General features: G+C 68.4%; 17 protein-coding genes. 9 read left to right on the top strand and 8 right to left on the bottom strand.

Annotation, left to right across the window (positions count from 1 at the left end; genetic code table 11):
- On the bottom strand, positions 1-2,236 hold a 2,236-nt coding region (locus LzC2_RS12960), incomplete at its 3' end, for a DUF1549 domain-containing protein (protein WP_171187612.1).
- Between the two features lie 215 nt (positions 2,237-2,451).
- Between LzC2_RS12960 and LzC2_RS12955 the strand changes: the two genes are divergently transcribed.
- The 3 genes from LzC2_RS12955 to LzC2_RS22850 all read left to right on the top strand — a co-directional run bounded on the left by LzC2_RS12955 (position 2,452) and on the right by LzC2_RS22850 (position 7,599).
- Positions 2,452-2,787, top strand: a complete 336-nt coding sequence (locus LzC2_RS12955; protein ID WP_171187609.1) for a hypothetical protein — start codon at positions 2,452-2,454, stop codon at positions 2,785-2,787.
- A gap of 56 nt (positions 2,788-2,843) precedes the next feature.
- Complete coding sequence (locus LzC2_RS12950; RefSeq protein ID WP_171187607.1) at positions 2,844-4,409, top strand: sulfatase family protein; 1,566 nt, start codon at positions 2,844-2,846, stop codon at positions 4,407-4,409.
- Between the two features lie 232 nt (positions 4,410-4,641).
- Entirely contained in the window at positions 4,642-7,599 is a 2,958-nt protein-coding gene (locus LzC2_RS22850) for a c-type cytochrome (protein ID WP_206678701.1), read from the top strand.
- Between the two features lie 24 nt (positions 7,600-7,623).
- On the opposite strand, the gene LzC2_RS12940 is transcribed toward LzC2_RS22850, so the two are convergent.
- Positions 7,624-7,896, bottom strand: a complete 273-nt coding sequence (locus tag LzC2_RS12940) for a hypothetical protein (RefSeq protein ID WP_171187602.1) — start codon at positions 7,894-7,896, stop codon at positions 7,624-7,626.
- 95 nt (positions 7,897-7,991) lie between these two features.
- Between LzC2_RS12940 and LzC2_RS22845 the strand changes: the two genes are divergently transcribed.
- The 4 genes from LzC2_RS22845 to LzC2_RS12920 all read left to right on the top strand — a co-directional run bounded on the left by LzC2_RS22845 (position 7,992) and on the right by LzC2_RS12920 (position 13,252).
- Positions 7,992-9,329, top strand: coding sequence for an amylo-alpha-1,6-glucosidase (locus LzC2_RS22845; RefSeq protein WP_171187600.1), 1,338 nt, complete (start codon positions 7,992-7,994; stop codon positions 9,327-9,329).
- A 172-nt stretch (positions 9,330-9,501) separates the two neighbouring features.
- The gene (locus tag LzC2_RS12930) at positions 9,502-10,869 is read left to right on the top strand and encodes a cation:proton antiporter domain-containing protein (RefSeq protein ID WP_171187598.1); all 1,368 of its coding nucleotides are present in this window, start codon (positions 9,502-9,504) and stop codon (positions 10,867-10,869) included.
- A gap of 182 nt (positions 10,870-11,051) precedes the next feature.
- Positions 11,052-12,446: a glycosyltransferase gene (locus LzC2_RS12925; protein ID WP_171187596.1), complete on the top strand. Its 1,395-nt coding sequence runs from the start codon at positions 11,052-11,054 to the stop codon at positions 12,444-12,446.
- Entirely contained in the window at positions 12,443-13,252 is an 810-nt protein-coding gene (locus LzC2_RS12920) for an HAD-IIB family hydrolase (protein WP_171187594.1), read from the top strand. Before LzC2_RS12925 ends, LzC2_RS12920 begins: the two co-directional genes overlap by 4 nt.
- 19 nt (positions 13,253-13,271) lie before the next feature.
- On the opposite strand, the gene LzC2_RS12915 is transcribed toward LzC2_RS12920, so the two are convergent.
- The 5 genes from LzC2_RS12915 to LzC2_RS12895 all read right to left on the bottom strand — a co-directional run bounded on the left by LzC2_RS12915 (position 13,272) and on the right by LzC2_RS12895 (position 18,723).
- On the bottom strand, positions 13,272-14,366 hold the full coding sequence (locus LzC2_RS12915; protein WP_206678699.1) for a mechanosensitive ion channel family protein: 1,095 nt from the start codon (positions 14,364-14,366) through the stop codon (positions 13,272-13,274).
- Positions 14,366-15,691: a hypothetical protein gene (locus LzC2_RS12910; protein WP_171187593.1), complete on the bottom strand. Its 1,326-nt coding sequence runs from the start codon at positions 15,689-15,691 to the stop codon at positions 14,366-14,368. The genes LzC2_RS12915 and LzC2_RS12910 overlap by 1 nt, the downstream gene beginning before the upstream one ends.
- Before the next feature lie 137 nt (positions 15,692-15,828).
- The gene (locus LzC2_RS12905) at positions 15,829-16,623 is read right to left on the bottom strand and encodes a hypothetical protein (protein WP_171187591.1); all 795 of its coding nucleotides are present in this window, start codon (positions 16,621-16,623) and stop codon (positions 15,829-15,831) included.
- A gap of 124 nt (positions 16,624-16,747) precedes the next feature.
- Positions 16,748-17,587 carry a hypothetical protein gene (locus LzC2_RS12900; RefSeq protein WP_171187589.1) on the bottom strand — a complete coding sequence of 280 codons (840 nt, stop codon included), beginning with the start codon at positions 17,585-17,587 and terminating at the stop codon, positions 16,748-16,750.
- Between the two features lie 35 nt (positions 17,588-17,622).
- A complete protein-coding gene (locus tag LzC2_RS12895) occupies positions 17,623-18,723 on the bottom strand; it encodes a patatin-like phospholipase family protein (protein WP_171187587.1) in 1,101 nt (366 codons plus the stop codon).
- 194 nt (positions 18,724-18,917) lie between these two features.
- Here LzC2_RS12895 and LzC2_RS12890 point away from each other — a divergent pair, with 194 nt between their 5' ends.
- Both LzC2_RS12890 and LzC2_RS12885 read left to right on the top strand, forming a co-directional pair.
- Positions 18,918-20,408 (top strand): NAD(P)/FAD-dependent oxidoreductase, encoded by a 1,491-nt coding sequence (locus LzC2_RS12890; protein WP_171187585.1) that lies wholly within the window; start codon positions 18,918-18,920, stop codon positions 20,406-20,408.
- A gap of 48 nt (positions 20,409-20,456) precedes the next feature.
- Positions 20,457-21,125, top strand: a complete 669-nt coding sequence (locus tag LzC2_RS12885) for a DUF6702 family protein (RefSeq protein ID WP_171187582.1) — start codon at positions 20,457-20,459, stop codon at positions 21,123-21,125.
- On the opposite strand, the gene LzC2_RS12880 is transcribed toward LzC2_RS12885, so the two are convergent.
- On the bottom strand, positions 21,076-22,092 hold the full coding sequence (locus LzC2_RS12880) for a rhomboid family intramembrane serine protease (protein ID WP_171187579.1): 1,017 nt from the start codon (positions 22,090-22,092) through the stop codon (positions 21,076-21,078). The genes LzC2_RS12885 and LzC2_RS12880 overlap by 50 nt on opposite strands.
- Positions 22,093-22,442 lie beyond the last annotated feature (350 nt).

Here is a 22,442-nt window from a genome sequence, read left to right as displayed (position 1 = left end):
GGACGGCGGGGGTGGAGGGCGAAACGGGTTCGCCGGGGTCGTCGTACTCGCCGCGGTTCAGCACGAACGCGGGGCGAGGTTTGTCCTCGTCCCGCATCACGAGCGTGTTGGGGATCGTGGCGTCCAACCGACTGATCGCGGCGCGGAGGCCGCTTAATTCCGTCTCATGCGAGACGAACCGTTCTTCGATCGCCGGGTAGACGGCGGTGCGGAAGTAGGCGGACAGCGTCGCCTCGTCGTCGCCGCGGTCGGCGGCGGAGGTATTGAAGATCGCGGCGATCTCCGTCGGCAGGCGATCGGCGGTTTGAGAGTCGGCAACCGCTTTCTCCCATGCGGTGCGGGCCGCGGCGAAGCGGAGTTCGGACGCCGCGGTCGTTTGGAAGCCGGCGGCGTCCCAGCGAACGTGGCCGCCCTTCTGGGTGAAGGCCAGGCCGTCGATCTCCTCGCCGGGGTCGACGCCGATCTCGGCGAGCGGAACTTCAAGCCGCGTCCAGGTCGTGCGTTCCGGCAGCTTGCCCTTGGGCAAGCGGGAGGGGGTGTCCGCCTTGCCGAAATTAATCCCGTTCTTATTTCCCCAGATCGCCCGGTGCTCCCAGCCGTCCTGCTTGGTGTGCACCTGAATCATGATCGACTGCGGGTTGCCGCCGTATTCAATGAAGACGTTCACGAACACGCTGTCCCCCTCCCGGGCGACGACGGGGGAGCTGGCGCCGGTGAAGAAGCTCTGCCCTTGATAGCGGGTGTTGCGTTCCCAGCCGACCGCCCCGCTTTTCACCGGGCCGTCGGCCTTGCTGTACCAGGTCCAACCGTTCACGCCGCCGTCGCTCTCGTCGCCCTCCGGCTTGGCGCCGGCGGGGAGAGCGTCGTCCACCCACAGATAATCGGTCCGCACTGGCTCGCCGGTCGTCTCCGCGGCGGCGGTTTCGCTCAGCGGTTCATACGACAACGCTTCGACATGGGAGCGAAACGCATGTTCCTCCGCGGCGATGGCGGCCTGCAGGCGCCCGCGTTCGGCCGCTTGCCAAGGGGTCTCCGCCCGCACGCTGGGCGGCGGAAGCAGCGCGTTCCCGTCCATCGGAGCGTCGCGGGCGCTGCGATAATAGGCGTACAGGCTATAGAACTCCTTCTGGGAGATCGGGTCGAACTTGTGATCGTGGCAGGCGGCGCAACCTACCGTCAGTCCCATAAACACCGTGCCGACAGTCTCCGTCCGATCGACGGCGTAGCGCACGCGATATTCCTCGTCGATGCTCCCGCCCTCGCTGGTCGTGACGTTACAGCGATTAAATCCCGTCGCGATCTGCTGATCGAGCGTCGGGTTCGGCAGCAGATCGCCGGCGAGTTGTTCCACCGTGAACTCGTCGAACGGCTGGTTCCTGTTGAACGATCGCACGACCCAGTCACGGTAGGGCCAGATGCTGCGTTCGTTGTCCAGATGCAGGCCGTGCGTGTCGCCGTAGCGGGCGGCGTCGAGCCAGTACCGGGCGCGATGCTCCCCATAGCGGGGCGAAGCGAGCAGTCGATCGACCAGCCGTTCGTCGGCGCCGGGGGCGTCGTCGGCGAGATACGCCTCGATCTCCGCGGGGGTGGGCGGCAGGCCGGTCAGGGTGAACGTCGCCCGGCGGACGAACTCCGTCTTCGACGCCGGCCCGTTCACCGTCAGGCCGGAACCGGCGAGTTTCGCATTCAGGAAGGCGTCGATCTCGTTGCGGGCGTCCCCCTCCGCCGACGGGACCGTCGGTTTGACGACCGGCTCGAACGCCCAGTGGCCGGTCCATTCAGCGCCCTGTTCGATCCAGCGACGCAGGGTGTCGATCTGCTCCGCGGTCAGCGGGTCGCCGGCTTCCTCGGGGGGCATGCGGAGGAACGAGTCCGCGTCCTCCGTGATCCGTTCCATCAACACGCTGGCCTCGGGGTCGCCGGGAACGATCGCGTGACCGCCGCCGTCCAATTCGATGAAGGCTCCCTCCGCGCTGTCGAATCGCAGCGGCGTCGAGCGGCCGGCTTCGTCGTTGCCGTGACAGAGGTTGCACTTATTCGACAGGATCGGCCGCACGTCTCGATTGAAGTCGACTTTCCCCTCCCCCGGCACGTCGGCGGGGGGGGCGTCCGGAGCGGCGGCCTGCTCCGCGGCGGAGTCCGGTTGATCCGGCCCCGCGGCGAAACCCGCGACGCTCAAACACGCGACGGCCAAGCAAGCGAAGGCAAGCGAAGCTGCGGTGACGGGCAGACGCATACGAATTTGGCGGGGCGGGGGGCGGGACCACGACGGGGCGTTCCATCGTACGGGATCTGAGAGGAGCCGACACGTTGATTGATCAAGATCCAGCGAGTCGACCTCGCGGCGCCCAGGTCGCTTCGCTTCGCCCCAGGGTCCATCTATGCTTTGGCACGCATCAATATCGGCCGACCCCACCGAGTCGCAGCCGCCCCTCCCCGAACCGGCCGGTCATGAACGCCGCGGAACTGAACGCCGTCGATGTGGAGGCTCCCTTCGCCCACTCCTATCCGACGCTGCGTCCGCATCTGGTGCGGATCGTTCAGGGCCTGAGGGATGACCTGATCGCCCTGCCCTCCGACAGCGACGAGGACGTCATCCTCCAGCAGTTTGCGACCCGCATCGAGGAGTTGAACGTGCTCGACGAGAACGCCGGCGATCAGCATGCCGGCGTGGAGGACATCGATACGCTCGAGCGTGAGGCGCTCTGCGACGCCCTGTACGCTTTGGGCGGCGCCGTCGGTCTCGACGAATCGACGGACTACGTCGACGACTATCGCGACTGGTAGTCGCCCACGGCCGCACGGCCGCTTTGAACCCCGCCTTCCCAACCGCTCCCTTGCCCATGCTCGCCCCCGCGATTCTCGCTCTGCTCGCGCCGTTCGCCTCCGGGGCCGCCCCGGACGCCCCGGAGCAAGCGGGTCAAGCCGCCGCGAATCCGCCGAACGTGCTCATCCTGTACGCGGACGACCTGGGCTACGGCGATTTGGGAGCCACGAACCCGAAATCGAAGATCCCCACCCCGAACCTCGATCGGCTCGCCGCGGAGGGGATGCTGTTTACGGACGCCCATTCTTCCTCCGGCATCTGCACGCCGTCCCGGTACGCCCTGCTGACCGGCCGGCACCATTGGCGGGACTTCCACGGCATCGTCAACGCGTTCGGCGATTCCGCGTTCCAGGAGGGACAACTCACGCTGGCGACGCTGCTGGGGTCGAACGGCTACGACACGGCCTGCATCGGCAAGTGGCACCTCGGTTGGGACTGGGACGCGATCCGCGATCCCTCCGTCAAACCGGTGGGCGAGGGACGCGGCAAAGGGCTGCCGCCGGCGGCGTTCGACTGGAGCAAAGCGATCCCCGGCGGACCGCTGGCGGTCGGGTTCGATCACTACTTCGGCGACACCGTCATCAACTTCCCGCCGTACTGCTGGATCGAGGACGATCGCGTCGTCAAGGCGCCGGACGTCATGAAGGACGAAAGCACGTGGCCGAAGATCAAAGAGGGCAACTGGGAGTGCCGGCCCGGCCCGATGGTCAGCGGTTGGAACCCCTACGAGAACCTGCCGACGCTGACCGAGAAGGGCGTCGACTATCTTAAGAATCGGGCGGACGACGACGAGCCGTTCTTCCTCTACTTCGCCTTCCCCTGCCCGCACGCCCCGATCATCCCGAACGACGCCTTCGACGGAACCAGCGGCGCCGGCCCCTACGGCGACTTCGTGCATGAGACCGACGCCTCCGTCGGCCGCTTGCTGGCGGCGCTGGAGGAGTCCGGCGAGGCGGAGAATACGATCGTAGTCTTTACCGCCGACAACGGCCCGGAACGCTATGCCTACGCCCGCGATCAACAGTTCGATCATTGGTCCGCCGAGCCGTTCCGCGGATTGAAGCGGGACATTCACGAGGGCGGCCATCACGTCCCCTTCATCGTGCGTTACCCGGGCGTCACGAAGCCGGGCGCGAAGACCGCGGCGCTGACCTCGCAGGTCGATCTGTTCGCGACGCTCGCCGAGGTCACCGGGTCCGAGCTGCCCGACGACGCCGCGGCGACGGGTGACGCCGCCTATCAGGATTCGTTCTCTTTGATGCCGGTCCTCAAGGGGGCGGCGACGTCCGGTCGAGACTCGATCGTCCATAACACGAACGCCAACGCGTACGCCTTCCGCCACGGCGACTGGCTGCTGATCGACGCGAAGACCGGCCACCACAGCCGGGTCGATCCGGAGTGGCTCAAAAAGCACGACACCCCGCCGGAGTCGGGCGCCGTGCACCTCTACAACCTCGCCGACGATATCGGGCAGCGGAACGACCTCGCCCCGACGATGCCGGAGAAGGTCGAGGAACTGCAGGCCGCGCTCCAGGCCGCGCGGAACCCGGTTCCGCACGTCACCGCCCCGTCCGGCGAGTAGCGGCGCCGCCGTTCTCTACAGCCACCGGACTCCTCGGCCACCGGGCTCCTCGGCCACCGGGCTCCTCGGCCATCGGACTCTGCGACCATCGGGCCGCTTTGATCCGATCCGAGGCCCGGTACACTGGCTGCGTCCGGGCGACACAGATCGTCCGTAACCGTTTTCGTCCACGATTCCTCTCCACCGTCCGCCCATGCTCGCCTCTGCGGTTTTTGTCGCCCTTGCCCCGATTGTGTCCGCAGCCCCGCCCGGCGGGGCGGATGCCGAGCCTCATTGGATTTGGGCGCCCGGAGAGGCGACGGCGAATCAGACCGTCCGTCTTCGCAAAGCATTTGAAGGCGGCCCGCGGCCGAAGTCCGCGACGCTGACTGTCGCCGCGGACAACGAGGCCGTCGTTTGGCTGGACGGCACGAAGGTGCTCTCCAACAACGCCTGGGACTCCCCCAGCCGGGCGGACGTCACCGCGCTGGGCGGCGGCCGCAGCAAGGTGCTGTCCGTGCAGGCCAAGAACGCGGACGGCCCCGCCGGCGTGCTGGTCATGCTGGACCTCGAATACCCGGACGGTTCGAAGAAGCGAATCGTCTCCGACGGCTCGTGGAAGGTCGCCCCGGAAGGCACGAAGGGCACCGGCTGGGCGACGCCCGGTTTCGTCGGCGCCGAACAATGGGAGAGCGTCGTCGACAAGGGCGCCGTCGGCGTTCAGCCGTGGGGCAAGGTGTTGGACGGCAAAGCGCCCGCCGCCCCCGGCGCCACGCCGGCCGACGAGGTGGAACTCGCCGACGGCTACGCCATCGAATTGCTTTACTCCGTTCCGAAAGAGGAACAGGGTTCCTGGGTCAGCATGACAGTCGATCCGCAGGGGCGGCTGATCGTCTCCGACCAGTACGGCAAGCTGTATCGCGTCACCCCGCCGCCTGTCGGCGACGACGCCGCAGAGATTCAGATTGAACCGATCGACGTCGAGACCGGCATGGCTCACGGCCTGCTGTGCGCGTTCGATTCGCTGTACGTGATGGTGAACGACGGCGGAAACAGCGGTTTGTATCGGGTGCGGGACACGGACGGCGACGATCAATACGACGTCGTCGAGAAGCTCCAATCCCTCAACGGTCGCGGCGAGCACGGCCCGCACGCGATGCGCGAGGGCGCCGACGGTCGCCTGTGGGTCATCGCGGGCAACGAGACGAAGTTGCCGGAGGGCTACAACAAAGAGGAGTCGGCCGTCGGCAACTTCGCCGAAGATCTGCTGCTGCCCCGCAACCCGGACGGCAACGGCCACGCCACCGGCCGGATGGCGCCCGGCGGATGGATCGGCAGCTGCACGCCCGACGGAACCGATTGGCACATCCACGCGGCCGGCTTCCGCAACCCGTATGACTTCGCCGTGAACGCCGACGGCGAGATCTTCACCTTCGACGCCGACATGGAGTGGGATACCGGCACCCCCTGGTATCGCCCGACCCGCTTGAACCACGCCGTCCGCGGCGGGGAGTTCGGCTGGCGGTTCGGAACCGGCAAATGGCCGGAGTACTACGCCGACAGCGTCGGCAGCGTGGTCGACCTGGGCCTCGGATCGCCGACCGGCGTGGAGTTCGCCGCCGGGACGCACTTCCCCAACCAAGACGCCCTGTTCCTCGCGGACTGGACCCACGGGCGGGTGTTTGAAGTCACGATGACGCCCCGCGGCGCCAGCTACGACGCCACCTTCCGCACGTTCCTCTCCGGTCGCCCGCTGCCGGTGACGGACCTCAGCGCCAACTCCCACGACGGCGCCCTGTACATGACGACCGGCGGTCGCCGGACGCAATCCGGGCTGTATCGCATTCGCTATACCGGCGACGCGGCGCCCTCCCTCCCGGCGCCGGACGCGACCGCGGAGGTCGCCCGCCGGACCCGGCACATGCTCGAACGCGGCATGACCGGCGAGCCGGTCGCGCTGGACGCCCTGTGGCCGCACCTCGGCTCGCGGGATCGGGCGATTCGCTACGCCGCTCGCGTGGCCCTCGAACGGCATCCCGTCGCGGACTGGAAGGACGAGTTCGCCCATGAATCGCGTCCCAACGCCGTCATTCAGGCCGCCGTCGCCGTGGCCCGCGTCGGCGACCAGGCGGATCGCAGCCTGATGCTCGACAAGCTCGACGCCCTGAACTTCAAACGGCTCACCACGGAGCAGATCCTCGATGCGCTGCGGGCGTACCAGTTGGCGTTCATCCGCCTCGGCGGGCACCCCTCGGACGCCCACGCCGAAACCCTCGCCGCGAAACTCGTGGCGATCACGCCCAGCCCGGAAGAAGCGGTGAACCGGGAGGCCGTCCGGCTGCTGACGTACCTCGCTACTAGCGAACCGATTCCGCCCAGCGCCCGCGGCGTGGTCACGCTGGCGATGGACCGGTTGCGGGTCGCCTCCACGCAGGCGGACCAGATGTTTTATCCGTTCATGCTGCGGAACCTCACCGGTCGCCCGGTCCTGTGGAGCGGCTCCCAGTACGAGACGTTCTTCGGTTGGTTGAATTTGGCTGAGACGACGTACCGCGGGGGAAACAGCTTCAAGAAGTTCGTCGCTCAGATCCGTAAGGACGCGGTCGACAAGCTGCCCGAGGGGGCGAAAACGAAGCTCGCCGACGTGATCACCGCCCCGGCCCCGCCGGAAGACGCGATCGCCGCGACGACCCGCCAGTTCGTGGCGAACTGGCAGACCGCGGACTTCGGCGATCCCAACACGCAGATGGACGACCGCGACCTCGAATCCGGCCGCCAGGCGTATCTCGCGGTGAAGTGCGCCCAGTGCCATCGCTTCGACGGCGAGGGCGGCTCGACCGGCCCGGACCTGACCGGCGTCGGCGGTCGATTCGACGCCCGCTACCTGCTCGAAGCGATTCTGGAACCGAGCAAGGTCGTCTCCGATCAGTACAAATCCGAACTCGTCCTGACGGACGAGGGCCAGGTGTATAACGGCCGGGTGACCGCGGAGGAGGAGACCCACATCACCGTTCGCACCGACCCGTTCGGCGGGGCGACGGTGGACGTGCCCCTCGATTCGATCATTGAACGGGCGCCCTCGGAGACCTCGGAGATGCCCAACGAGTTGGTCAGCACGTTGGAGAAAAGCGAGATCCTCGACCTGATCGCCTACCTCCGCGCCGGCGCCCCGGCGACCACGGAGCAAGGGTCGAGCGAACCGAGCCGGTAGGTTCCGGTTGCCCTCGCTGATGGGTCAGCGGCCCGCACGTCCCTGGCGTGCGGGCCGTTTTGCTGCGCCGCGGTTGGTCTTCGATTCCGCGGCGAGCTTCTCCTTCCGCTTCCGCAGCGCCCATGGCAGCCAGATGGCCGCGGCGCCGATCCCGACCAGAACGGCCATCCCCGTCCCCAGCGGTTCCGCGGCCCGTGCCGCCTGACGGTTCGAGAGCGTCGCGAGGAACGCCAGTCCCCCGCCGATCGCCAGGACGATCAGCCCGATCGTGGCGAGGATGGAGTACTTCGTGCTCATGGGAGGGGGCGCTCGTAGCGGCTCGGCGGGCGGGACATGCGGAGCGTACCCGTTACGATCGCGTCTCCGCCCGTTCCTCATCGACCATTCGCTCCGTGTCGGATCACGCCCCCGCGCCCCGTCGTCCCCTTTTCCAGTCCGACGAGGACGCCAAACTTTCGACGGAGGAGCGATCCCTGCTCGAAAACGGCTACGAGGCCGCCCTCGATGCGCTGCGGCGGAACGTCACCCCGGCCGGGTTCTCCGCCTGCTCCCTGAAGGACAACACCGTCTACGGGACCGACGTGAACTACCGCAGCGTCTGGGCCCGGGACGGGGCGAAGACGATCTGCTGGACGCTGGACCTCGAAGACGAAGACATCGACGCCTGCCAGCGCAGGACGCTCGAAACGCTGCTGGATCACACCGCCGAGAACGGCCACGTCCCCTGTAACGTCACGATCGACGACGGCCGACCGGAGTTCACGGGCGTCGGCGGGATCGCCTCGATCGACGCCGGCCTGTGGGTCGTCATCGCCCTGCAGGAGTACTGCGCCGCCCGCGAGGACTGGTCCCTCGCCGAGCGGTATCGCGACAAACTCACCGTGATGATGAGTTGGCTCGCCGCCCAGGACAGCAACGGCGACGGCCTGCTGGAGATTCCCGAGGCCGGCGACTGGACCGACCTGTTCGCCCGCAACTACCACGTGCTGTACGACGAAGTGCTGTGGTTCCGCTGCCTGGGGTGCTACGGCGAGATTCTCGAACGATTCGGCGACGCCGACGGCGCCGCGAAGTATCGCGCATGGGGAAAGAGGGTGGGCGGGCTGATCCTCAAGAACTTCTGGCCCAGCACTGCCGCCCCGGAGCCCCCGGAGGATCCCAACCCGCTGCACAACGTCCCGCTGCCCAGCTTCGCCGACGCCCAGTTCGCCCTCGGCGACGCCCGCTATCTCGTCGCGGAGGTCAGCCCGTTCGCGTTCAGTTGGCGCTGCGACGTCTACGCGAACCTGCTGGCCTACATCGTCGGTCTGGTCGACAAAGACCGGGCGAGGATGACGTTTCGTTTCCTCTGGGGCACCGGCGTCTCCGACCCGTGGCCGGTCGAGAACCTCTACCCCGTCGTGCAGAGCGGCGACCGGGAATGGAAAGACTATTTCACCGTCAACCTGCTGAACCTCCCCCATCACTACCACAACGGCGGCATCTGGCCGTTCGTGGGAGGATTGTGGTGCCGCTATATTCACAAGCTCGGCATGACGGATCTGGCCAAGCGGGAGCTGGTGAAGCTGGCGGAGTGCTGCAAACTGGGCGTGGGCCGGGAGTGGGAGTTCAACGAATGGCACCACGGCCAGACCGGCCGCCCGATGGGCAAGGCCTATCAGGCGTGGAGCGCCGCCGGATTTATCAAAGCGTGCCACGCCTTGGACGTGGACCCGGAGCAACAGCCCTGAAGTGAGAGCCCCGAAGCAACAGCCCTGAAGTGATCGCCCTGAAGCGACAACCCCGGAGTGACGATCCGGCCGTCGCGGCGCCCCCTTGACCCCTCAGGCGTGGCCGTCTGCGGCGGTCGGCAGTCGCCCGTGGCCGGCGTCGGTCTACAGTTCCCGCTCCGCCTGGCCGCCGATGCTCAACGATCATGTCCTCTGGTACGTCGTCGTCGGTCTACTGACGGCGTCGATGGGAACGCTGGCGCCGCTGTTGAAGCGGCCGTGGATCTCCGCGCCGCAACTTCACCTATTGGCCGGGTTGGCGATCGGCCCCTTGGGGCTGGGGCTGATCTCGCTGAAGTGGACGCGGGACGTGGCGCTGTTGGAGACGCTCAGCGAGATCGCGGTGATCGTCTCGCTCTACGCGGCGGGCATGAAAATGCGGATGCCGCTGCGTGACGGGCGGTGGATCACGCCGACCGTCTTGGCCTCGCTGACGATGACCGCCACCGTGTTGCTGGTCACGGGGGCGGGGTTCCTGATCCTCGGCCTCGCCCTGCCCGCGGCGCTGCTGCTCGCCGCGGTGCTGGCCCCCACCGACCCTGTGTTGGCGGACGAGGTGCAGGTCGAAGATCCGGACGACGACGACCGACTCCGCCGGGCGCTCACCGGGGAGGCCGGCTTGAACGACGGCACCGCCTTCCCGCTCGTCCTGCTGGCCGTCGGATTGATCGGCCGGGCCATCGACCAGGATCTGCACCCGCTGGGCGAGGGGTGGTGGCGCTGGATCGTCGTGGATTGCCTGTGGAAGATCGGCGGCGGCTTGGTCTTCGGGGCGCTGGCCGGACGCGTCTTCGGCCGGGTCATTTTGTTCATCCGGCGCCGCCTCGAACCGGGGCCGGGGGCGGAGGAACTGTTGACGCTCGGGCTGATCGGGCTGACGTACGGGCTAGCGCTGCTGATCGATTCCTATGCGTTCCTGGCGGTGTTCGCCGCCGCCGTGTCGCTGCGGGGGTTGGAAATGAACGCACCGGTGTCCTCGACAGAGGACGTCGACGACGACACCTACGAAGATGACGCCGAGGGGGCGAAACGCCTCGCCGAAGAGCAGACCCGCGTGGCCGACACGCTGGAGCGGGTGGTGCAGCTGTTTCTGGCCGTCGTCATCGGATTGCTGCTCTCCCCCGCCCGGGTCGGCAACCCGTGGGCCTGGCTGTTTGCGGCGTCCGTGCTGTGCGTGGCTCGGCCGGCGGCGGTCTATGCGACCACTTGGTTCTGCGACCTGTCCCACCCGCAGCGGGCGTTGACGGCGTGGTTCGGGATCCGGGGCATCGGCACGGTGTATTACCTTTCGCACGCCTTCGGCCTAGGCATCGCCGAGGCGCTGCCGGACTCGTCCACGCTGCTGGCCGACTGCGCCATCGTGACGATCGCCGCCAGCGTGATGTTGCACGGCTTCACGGTCACCCCGTTGATGGGCTGGTACTCCCGCTGCTGTGCCGACGAATCGACCGCCGCTGCGAAAGAGGACGACTCGCAAACGGACCGTGCCGAAATCGCATGAGCGCCCCGTCGGCTGTCGCCCCCCGCGGTTCGCCCTCCGCGGTTCGCCCCCGTCATGGGACTTTACGGACCACGCGCCTGAGAAAACGGATCGCCGCCGCGATATGGGGATCGTCCCCTAGGTGCCCGGCTTTGGGCGCCGATAGAGTGCCTCGGTCCCTTCCTCAACAGCAGCCCTGTCCGATGGCCGCTCGCGCCGCTAAGCGCATTTTAATGATCTCCACCCACGGCTACGTCGCCGCGGAGCCCGAATTCGGCAAGCCGGATACCGGCGGGCAGGTGGTCTACGTTCTCGAACTCTCTCGGAACCTCGCCCGGCTGGGTTATCAGGTCGATATCGCCACCCGGCGATTCGAGGGACAACCCGCGATGGAGAAGGTCGATGACCGCGTCCGCGTGCTGCGGTTCGGCTGCGGCGGGAAAGACTTTATCCCGAAGGAAACGCTCTGCGAACATATCCCCGAATGGGTGGAGAACGCCGCGGAGCATTTCGCGAAGAAAAAGCTGTCGTATCAGTTCATCAATTCGCACTATTGGGACGCCGGCCTCGCCGGGCAGGCGCTGTCCAATCGGTTGGGCGTGCCGCACCTGTTCACGCCGCACAGCATCGGGACGTGGAAGCGGGACCAGATGGACGGCGATCCGCAGGAGCTGGAGGCGAAATATAACTTCGCCCATCGCATCCGCGAGGAGAAGACGGTCTTCGACGAGTGCGATGCCGTCATCGCGACCACCGGCCAGCAATACGAACTTATTACCGGCGACGCCTACGACACCCCGCCGGGCAAGGTCGCCGTCGTTCCCCCCGGCTACGACGACACCCGCTTCTATCCCGTCTCCCGGGCCTCCCGGAACGCCCTGAAGGAGGAGTACGACGCCGCCGGCCCCACCGTGATGGCCCTCGGCCGTCTGGCTCGCAATAAAGGTTACGACCTGCTGCTCAAGGCGATGCCGGCGGTGTTCGATCGGGTCAAGGATGCGAAGCTCATTCTGGCCGTCGGTTCGGACGAACTGAACGAGCAGGAACGCGAACTGCAGGCCGAATTGGAGGAGATCGCCGCGGATCTCGGGATCGAAGACCGCGTCGAATTCCGCGGCTACGTCCCGGACGATCAACTCGCAGACTATTACCGCATCGCGGACGTGTTCACCCTCTGTAGCCGGTACGAACCGTTCGGTATGACGGCGGTCGAGGCGATGGCCGTCGGGACGCCCACGGTCGTCACCACCGAAGGCGGGCTGTGGCCGCTGTTGGTCTGGGGCCTGGAGGCGTTGTACGCCAACCCATTCGACCCCGACGCCTACGGCCACGCGATCGCGCAGATTTTGACCCATCAACGGGTCAGCGATCAGTTGGCGAAATACGGATCGCAGAAGGCTCGGGCGAAGTTCACCTGGACCGGCGTCGCCCAACAGGTGCTCCATCTGTTGAACCACGTCGAGCGTCCCCCGCGACCGGAGACGGCCCCGTCGGTCGGCCTTGGGAGCCACGCCGGCGCGGCCCCCCCGCTGATCGCCGAAGACGCCTCCGACGGCCCTCCGATGCCCGCCGAACCCGTGCTGGAGGCCTTGGCGTGAGCGGCGATTCGATCGCATCGCCCGCCGCTTCGCCCCGCTTCGAATGGCTGCTGATTTCCGACGTGGACGGCACCCTGCTGGGACCGAAGTACGCCGACGCGGCCTCCCCGGACGCCGCGGCTCTGCACAACTTCGCGGCGTTCTACGAGGAACGCCGCGAGCGGGCCGAACTGGGCCTCGTCCTCAGCAGCGGGCGGTTCGCCGCGAGCGTGCTGGAGAGCGTCGCCGCCACTGATCTCCCCACGCCCGACGCCGTCATCGGCGGCGTCGGCACGGAAATCTTTATTCGGGACCACCTGGGCGAGTTTCCCGAACCGCTGGCCGATTGGCCGGCGACGTTCGAGAACTGGGACGCGGAGGCGGTCCGCTACGCTCTCGCCACGGTTCCCCGGTTGATCGTTCAGCCGGAGGAATTCCAGTCGGATTATAAAGCGAGCTACTACTTCCGCCGGGCGACCGAGGCCGATCTGGCGGGGATCGCCCGCCGGTTGGAGGACGCCGGCGTCGCCGCCCGGGTCGTTTATAGTTCCTCCCGGGATCTCGACGTGTTGCCGGTTGCGGCGGACAAGGGAAACGCGGCGGCGTTTCTATCAAAGTGGTTCGGCGTCCCGCCGGAGCGCACGATCGTCTCGGGAGACAGCGGCAACGACGCGGCGATGTTCCGGGACGCCTTCCGCGGCGTCGTCGTCGGCAACGCCCTGCCGGAACTGAAAAACTTCGAGCACCCCCATCTTTATCAAGCCGAGGGCGTCGCGGCGGCGGGGGTGATCGAGGGAATCCGCTATTGGACCGATCGACCGGCGTAGCCGCGTCGGGACGCGGCCCCTACACCGTCGGTCCCGGCGCCGGGGCGGCGATCTCGGTCCCGCCCGCGTCGGCCACGGCCCGTTTGCCGCGGACGGTCAGGTCGCTGACGAACGCGAATTGATCCCGCATATCGAACGGGTAGGCCTTCACTTTATAATGAGTCCCCCACGGCGTCTCCGAGAGCATCACCGCGACCGGTTTGCCGAAGCTGAGGTAGGCGCTGGTCAGGGCGACGTCGGACAGGGCTTCCCGCACGCGGTCGGCGTCGTGATCGGGGGCGAGATAAAAGTCCGCCACGCACAGCAGCGTGCGGGCGCCGTCGTTGGAGTTGGCGACGTTCTCCGTCCAGATTTTGGAATGCGGCGCCGCGACCACGTCGTCCGCGGGCGTGCGGATAACCACCGTTCGCAGTCCCACGCTGATCACCTCGCCGTAATCGTCCCCCATCCGAATCCAGTCGCCGGGGCGATAGGGCCGCTCGAAGACCGCGACGATTCCGGCGATCAGACTGCTGGCATAGTCTTTAAACGCAAAACCGAGCGCGACGCCGACCGCCCCGGCGACCACCAGAAAGTTCTGGAGGGTGATATTGAAGACCAGCTGTCCGACCCACAGGATCGCCAAAGTGAGCAGGGCCAAACGGGCGATCGGCACCGCGCCCAGCAGCGTCAGGCGGAGTTGGCTGGGGCCGCGGTCCGCGAGGTAGGGCAGTGCCTTTCGCAGCAGCCAGATCGCCAGCCAGGTGCCCGCGACGATCAGCCCAATCCGCCAAAAGCTGATGTCCTGCAAATCGTTGATGAGGCGGACCGCCTCCTCGCCGGCTTCTTCGGCGGCGCTGTCCGGCGAATCTCCGGCGCCCTCGCCGATTTTCTGGAACGCCTTGGCGAACGCGTCCGCCAAATCGTTCAGCGCATCCCCGGTCGCATCCGCTCCCTCGACCACCGTCTCGGCGATCTCTTCCGACGCGCCGTCGCCCTCAGAGGTCGGCGCGTCCGGCGTCGGCGCCGGAGCCTCGGGCGCCGGAGCCTCGGGCGCCGGAGCCTCGGGCGCCGGGGCGTTGGGCACCGGGGCGTCGGGCACCGGGCGGGGAGCGTCGGGGGGGAGTTCGTCCATCACAGCACGTCCGTCGGGAAGCCGGAGGCGGACAGGCCGGTGCGGACTGCGGGGTACGCCGCCGGGGCGCAGGCGATTCGCTTCCCCAAATGCGAGACGAACCCCGCCCCGGCCAGCGCGGACAACAATCCCGTCCCGCCGCGACGCAGCATCGGCGCGGTGCCCCGCAATTCCGCTTCGGTCAGCGGGCCGTGGATCAGCAACGAATGCAGGATCAGCAGCGCGTCCGGCTCGCGCCGGGCCGGCAGGGTGAACTCCTCCAGCGCCGCAACCCATAGCGTGCGGCGTTCCGGCTCGTCGGGCGACGCGACGGCGGAGTCGGCCGGATCAGCGTCCGGGTCGATCTCCGCGGCCTCTTTCTCGGCCTGCTTCGCCGCCTGCGTTTCGGATCGCAAACTGCGGCGCCACAGATCCCAGGCCACCCACGGCACCCCCAGACTGCGGGCGGCGAGCGTGCGATAATAGTCCCTGGCGCTCCCGTTCGGTTGATCGCCCCGACCGTCGGCCCCCAACACCGTGCCCCCGGAATCGGAGAGTCGGAAGGAGACCGGATCCTGCCCCCTGCCGCCGGCGCTGGGGGCGCTGACCAGTTCTCGGAACCAGGACGACAGTCGATCTGCGTCGAACGCTTGAAAGGTTCGGCCGGTCGGCAGGACGAGATGGGCGTCCACGGCGTTCTTCAGGAACGCCCACGCCCAACTGTTGCAGCCGATTACGATGCGGCGGTCGGTCCGATCGATCGCTTCCAACAACGCTCGGATCGGTCCGAGGCCGTCGTGGCGGCGAAGGAACCAGCGTTCCAACCGCGGGATCACCAACGGGTCGTCGCGCCGCCCGCCCTCTTCACGCTGGCCCCGCAAATCCGGCGGGCGGTGCGTGGGGGCGGCGAAGCTCCCCTTCCCGTCCCGCGGGGGCGAGGCGAGGCGTTCGAGGCCGTGGCGATCCGCCCACGCGGCGAGCAGCCCGCCGCCGTCTCCGTCGCCGTCCCCCGGCGGGAGCACGATCAGTTGCAGACGCGGGACGAACGGATCCGGTTCGGAGGCCGCCCACTCGGCGAGGGTCGCATCCAACTCCCGCCGCAGCGGGTCGCACGCCGGGCGGGCGGCGGCGGGGGCGAAGCCGCCGTCGGTCGCCCGCTGCAACCGGTCCTCCGCGATCATCGGAGCGGAGTCCTCCTGCGTCACGAAGACTTGCTTCAGCCGAGTCCACCCGCTCCGCACCACGTCGTCGGCGGGCATCGCCGGATACCGGTATTCGCCTGTCGGACGGAATTCCCGCGGCGCTTCGGGTTCGACGTCGGCGGGCGCGGGGCGATCAGCGGACATGGGCGAACCGAACCGTAGGCTTTCCGCGAGCCGTACGCGGCTCGATTCTCCCGCAACCCGCGACCGGGGCGGGACCGGACGCCGACTCGCGCGATCCCGCCGATTCGCACAGCGACCTTCTCGCGGCTCCCGGTCCGCTACTCCGCCGGCGGCGACCAACCGTGGGCGGCCAGTTTCTCGTTCAGATAGGCCTTCATCGCGGAATCCAGTTCGACGACATCCTCGGCCGGGGCCTGATCTAACGCGCGTCGCATCGCATTGTGGATGAGGTAACGGCCGGGTTCCATTCTCAAATGGATGCCGTCGGCGCCGAAATCCTCGAGCGATTGGAACGGCCCCCGACCGGCGACGGCGTCCTGATAGATCGCGTAGAGGATGTCATGTGCGTTCGTGGTGCGGATCTCCCGACCGGGAAGCCGCTCACGCAACAGATCGACCAGCGCGTCGAAATAGGCCGGACAGGGCGACATCGAGCCGTCCGACCGATTGGCTTCGTAAATCGCGGGGAACTCCGCCAAGTACGTCCAAGCCGTGTGAACGACGAGCGTCGCCCGCGGTTGCAGCGCGGCCCACCCCTCGATGATCGCCGCGTCTTCCTCCAGCGTCGTTCCGAGAAACGGCTGCACGCTCAGGAAATCGTACGATCCGGAGGCCAGCGCCTTCGGCCACGGCGTGGAACTCTCGTCGCAGTGCCCCGCGGGATTCTCTTTGATGAACCGGAGGTTCTTCGCGCAATAGATATGCCATTGCACGCGTCCGTAGTCCGCGCCGTCCAGCCGCTTCGGATAGGCGCCCTGCGTGAGGCTATTGCCGATCAGAAACACCCGCGGGGCTTTCATCCCCTCGACCCGCTGCTGAACGGCCGCGATCGCTGCCCAAAGCAGTAGGGCGCCTGTCAGACCGAGCGCGCCGTAGCGAAGCGAATTCTTCAAACGGTTCTTTCGGCCGGCTTCCTCCACGGAGGACCGTTATCGCAGAGATCGCCGAGCGGCAATAGTCCCGATCATGCGGTCCGCCCCGCAGAGGTTCGCGGCGAAGGGGCGATCGATCGGGGAATCATTTCGGCTCCCGCTTTGCCGCCCCCTTCTCCCCCGACTCCTTCGGCGGGTGCCAACCGTGGGCGGCCAGTTTCTCGTCGAGATAGGTGCGCACCTCGGGCGTCAGGTCGAACCCCTGCCCGGTCGGCGGCTGTCCGAGCGCCTGCCGCATGGCGTTGTGCATCAGGTAGCGGCCGGGGCCGGCGTTCATGTGAATCGCATCGCGACCCACGTCCGCCAGCGCCGTGAACGGACCGACGCCGGCTTCGATGTCCTCGTGCAGGGCGTACAGCAACCGATAGCAGTTCGTCGTGCGGATCTCCCGTCCCGGCAACTCCTTGCGTAGCCCGGCGAGCAGCGCCTCGAAGTACGCGGGGCTGGGTTCCATCGGACCGTCGCTCTCGTTCGCCTCATACGCCGCCGCGAACTGATCGAGGTGCCGCCACGCGGTGTGGATGACCAGGACGGCGTCCGGCTGCTGCGCCGCCCACTCCGTGATGATCGCGACGTCTTCTTCCAGCTTGCTGCCCAGGTGCGGCTGGATCGAGACGAAGTCGTACTCCCCGTCGGCGAGCGCTTTCGGCCAGGGCGTCGAACTCTCCACGCAGTGCCCGGCGGGGTTGTCATGGATGAACGGCAGGTTCTTGCCGCAGTAGACGTGCCACTGCACGCGGCCGTCGCTCGCCCCTTCCAGTCGGGACGGCAGCGTATCCCAGGTGAGGCTGTTGCCGATCAGAAACGTGCGCGGCGCCGACGCGGGCGATTCGCTCGCGGCCTCGGGCGTCTCCTGCGAGAAGCCGGCGGAGACGGTCAGCGTCGCCGCGACGACGCCGAGGGAGAACAGGCGGGCGGGCGTCATTTCAGCGATCCGGCGAGGGGCGAACGACTTCGACTTCACGGCGAGTCGGCGGCGCCGTCAATGGACGCCGTCACGGCGCCGGGTTCGTCGGGAGTCCGCTCCGAACGGAAGAACCGTTCGATCACCTCGTCTCCCCGCTCCTCCGCGGCGGCTTCGCCCATCGCGAACAGTTCCTCCACCTTGTCTGCGGCGTCGAGCGTCCAGGAGGCGTCGGGGATGTCAAAGTTCACCCCGGTCAGCCGATCGCCGAGGAAGAACTCCGCCGGCAGTTCCGTGCCCTGCTGCATGCTGTGGCCCATCACGTCCGCGATGTGGCGGGCCCAGAAGAGACTGCCGGCGTCGGCGCCGGGGGGACTAAGGGAATACGTCGCCCGCCCGGTGCCGAGGGAGAGCACTTCGATGCCGGAGACGTCCACCGCCTTCTCCAAGTCGGAGGCTCGGTCGGCCCGGGGATCGTCCAGGCTCTCGGCCCCGCTGCTGAGGGCGACGGCCTCCGCGACGGCCAGCACCGTCGGGTTGTTCGCCCAGACGCCGCCGTCGCAGAAGGCTTCGTCGCCGATCATCTTGTGCGGGAAGTACGTCGGGGCGGCGGTCGCGGCGACCAATAGGTCCACGATCTTGATGTCCGACTGACACCCCCGCCCCGCCGGCAGGTGCGCGGTGCGAAAAATGTGGATCGCCCCTTTCGAGAGGTTCACCGCCGGAACGATCAGCCGAGCCTGGTTCAGATCGCCCAGCGTGCGGTCGCCGAACGCGGTGACGAACGCATCCGTGAGATGGAACGGGCAGTAGCGGGCGCGGAACATCTCATCCATCGGCATCCCGGTCTTCCGCCGGAAGATCCAGTTCGCGAACGGATAGAGCGGCCGCACGCTGGTCCGGGGGCGGAACGGCTCGCGGGGGTGAAAGATCTCCGGCCCCTGCTCCCGGTAGAACTGCACGAGCCGTTCCGCCGTCAGTCCGGCAGCCAGTCCGCAGGCGAGGATGCCCCCCGTGCTGGTGCCGGCCAACAGGTCAAAGTGACTCGCCAGCGACTTGCCGGTCGCGGGGACCACGCGGCGCTCCAGCGCGGCGAGAAACCCGGCGCCGAACGAGCCGCGCAGGCCCCCGCCGTCCAGAGAGAGAATGCGGAACATCGGCGTCGGGGCGGGTCGGGAGCGGCGGCGGGGCGGATGCGAGGCGATTCTTAACGGATACGCGCCTCGACGGCCGGCGTTCGTCCCTTCCTGTAACGCCCGCGTCGATCGGAGGCGGGGGGGGATGGCGGCACGAACCGCGGACGGCATGATATAAGATCGTTCTCTCGCCTGATCGCCCCCGTCGTGCGTCGATGTTCGCCCCGCCGTTTCCCCCGGACCGCACCCCGCCGCATCATGTGCAATGCGACGTCGCCGTGCTGGGCGCCGGGTTCGGGGGGAGCCTGACGGCCTGCTGCCTGCGGGCCGGCGGTCTGAGCGTGGCCCTGATCGATTCGGGCCGCCTGCCGCGGTTTGCGCTCGGGGAGACGCTGACCCCGCCGGCCGCCGCCCTGCTCCAGACGCTCGCGGAACGCTTCCGCCTCGCCTGGCTGCCCCCGCTCCTCGACCCGGTGGAGCACGAGCGAGCCGGTCCCGGCGTGCGATCGGGCCGCAGTCGGGGGACGGCGTGGGTGCCCGTTTCCGCGACGGGGGAGGCCGCGGAGCCGCTGATGGTGGAGTTCGCCGGCCCCCTGGGCGCCCATTGGCACCGCGGGGATCTGGATGCGTTTACGGCCGCTCGGGCCGTCGCCGCGGACGCCGTCTTTTTCGATCGCACGGTCCTCCGCTCTGCCGAACGCAACGCCGGCGGGGGGTACGTGCTGACCGGCGCCCGCGACGAGCGAACCGTTCCCGGCGACACGGAGGCGAACCCCGCGGCGCCGGTGCGGATCGAAGCCCGCTTTCTGATCGACGCCGGCCCCCCCCTGGGAACGAGCCGATCGGCGGACGACCCCGGCCTCGCCGCCCTGCTGGGGCTGCCGGACGAGACCGCCTCCCTCGCCACCCGCACCCAACTGACGTACGCCCACGCCTCCGGCCTGGAGCCATTGGAGTACCCGATCGTCGAAGACGGAGCCGACGGGGCCGCTGACGGGGCGACGGTGCATCACGTCTTCACGGACGGCTGGTATCGAGAACTGCGGTTCGCCGACGGCACCGCCAGCGTCGCCCGCTCCGCGCCTGTGCAGGACGGCCAAGGCGATGACGACCGCCGGGACGGCGACCCGTTCCGTTTGAGCGGCCGGGGCGGCGGCGTGGCGGAGCGGCATGGCCGCTCGACGCATGCGGCCCCCGGGTCGGCGCCGGTGTCCCTCGGTCCGTTCCAACGCCGCTCCGGCCGCGTGGCGGGCTCCGACTACGCCTTGCTGCCCGCCGCCGCCGCCGCGATCGACCCGCTGCACGACCCGGACCTCGCCCATACCGCCGCCGCCGTGCTGCGACTTTGCACGCTGCTCAGCGAGGAATGGACCCGGCCGACGCTCGCAACGGCCGTGGCCCGCTACGGCGCCGCCCTGGACCGGGAACTGAACCGGATCGACGGCCTGACCGCCCCGGCCTACGCGGCGCTGGGCGATTGGGACACCTTTCAGTTGGCCGTGCGCCTGTTCGAAGCCGCGTCCGCCGGGGCGGAGAATCTCGCGGGGGAAGACGGCGGCGACTTCCTGCTGGCCGGGGACGCGGACTTCTCCGCCGCGGCGCTCGCGTTCTCCGAAGGCGTCGGTCGATTGGGGGCGAACGAACTGGCCGACGCCCTGCGGCTCAGCGTCCCGCATGACGGCGGCCGGTTCTTCCCCATCGACTGAGCTCCGCCACGGCGCCAAACGGGTTCGCGACGGGGTTACACTGGCGGCATGTCGATCGCCCCGCTCTTCGCCGTCTGTGGTTCTCTCCTCTGCGGCGTGCCGGTTCTCGCAGCCGTTCACCCCCAGCACGTCACGCTCGCCGAGGCGGAATGGAACGCGGACAGCCGTGCGCTCGAAGTGGCGCTTCGCATCACGCCGGCCCAGTTGGAACAGGTCGTCGAACGGCACGCCGGCCGCTCCGTCGATCTGGACGCGGAGACGTCCGGAGACGCGGTCGCCGCGTGGGTGCGGTCCGCGTTCGTCGTCACCCCCCCGGACGCCGACCCGACCGACGACAAACCCGCCGCCCCGGTTCGACTGAACTACGTGGGGAAAGAGGTGGGCATCAGCGTGGCGTGGGTCTACTTCGAGGCGCCGCTGCCGAACGGCTGGGAGGACGTCACGGTCGCAAATCGGGTGCGGCTGGCGATCGAACCGGAGCAGCACAACACGCTGATTCTCTCCGTGACTCGCCCCGCCCCGGGCGACGCTGCCCCGAACGCGGAGGGAGCCGACGGCAAGCCGCGGAAGGAACGGGCGAGCTACACGTTCGACCGCCGCCGCCCTTCGCATGTGCTGCGGTCGAAGGATCTGAAACCGCTCAAGCAGCCGGTCACGCCGTCGTCCGCTACAGCGCCGACCGACGCCGGGGACGATCTTCCCGCTTCGCGGAGATGAAGCCGCCGGCGAACCCCAGCCCCAGCCCGACGAGGTGGGCGGTGTTCGCGATGCCGCCGAAGTGCCCCGCCACGCAGAGGACCAGGAACCCGAGCATCACGGCGGCCCATCCGGGGGAAAACGGAGCGATCGGCCGTCCGCCGCGGTATCGCCCGAGTTCAAAGCCGAAGAACGCCACCGCGACGCCGCTGAAGCCGCCGAAATAGGGACTCGGTTCCCAGTCGAACAGCCCCAGGACCGGTTCGCCGAACCCGATGGAGAGGTAGAACTCGGCGACGTTCGACAGCCCCGCGACCGCCAGGACGCTGGCGAGATAGCGCCACGATCCGAACCGTGATTCCAGCAGGACGCCCAACCCGAGCAGCCAGCTCATGTTGAAGGCGAGGTGCAGCGGGCTGCCGTGCAAGAACATCGGCGTGAATAACCGCCAGAGCTGCCCGGCCTCGAACGTCGCCCCGAGTCCCGCAAACGGATTCCAACGCAGATCGCCGGCGTGCTCGTAGATCGGCGCGATCCACAGCCACTTCACCACCGGTTCCTGCCGCTCCCACAGGCTCCACGGCTCGTCCGCCCCGCCCCAGCCGAACAGCGCGACCACCACGCAGACGGCGAACAGCACGGCGCTGACCGGCGCCCGCTGCCAAAGCGGAAGCCCGCTGGTCGCATCCCGGAACGAATCGCGGCCCCGGCGCACCCGCTTGGCGGCGGCCTTCCGCTCCTTCGCCGCCGCGGCCCGCAGCTTCTCCGCCTGCTTGGAAGCGGCGACGAACTTCGGCGCGTCCGGCTCCGCGAGGAACGCCGCGAGCGTCTCCTTCGCCGGCTCCAAGTCGTCCTCTTCCACCACCCAGACCGCGGCGTCGCCGTCGTCGCCGGGGGACGGACGCAGCTCTGCGGCTTTGCCGGAGGTGATCAGCACGTCCGTCAGCCGCGCGGCGCGGTCCGGCGAGAGTTCGGCAAGCAGACGCAACGCGACGAGAGATTTGGGTGAAAAACGAGGCGGGGCGAAAGGCGCCGCCGCGGGGGAACTGTAACCGGCGACGAACGGAGCCGCCCGGCGTCTCCGTGCTTCGGCGAGCGCAGCATCCACGGAAAACTGAAGGCTTTCGCGGGCGAATCGGGCCCCGTCGACAGAATCGGCAAAGTCGCCTCATGCGGCACGATCAGACGGCCGATACCGGGTGTGCGGGCGGTTCGCGCCCCCACCACCCCGACCAGTCCCGCCCGTGCGTTCGGGCGAGGACGTCGGCCGACTTCGAGGACGAGCGAAAGTCCCCCCATGCCGCCCGCGACCAACAACGCTTCCGGCCAATCCCCGAC

Source organism: Alienimonas chondri (assembly GCF_013036045.1).
Classification (GTDB): Bacteria; Planctomycetota; Planctomycetia; order Planctomycetales; family Planctomycetaceae; genus Alienimonas; species Alienimonas chondri.
Note: the sequence above shows the minus strand (reverse complement) of the source record. Positions and strands in the feature narration are given on the sequence as shown.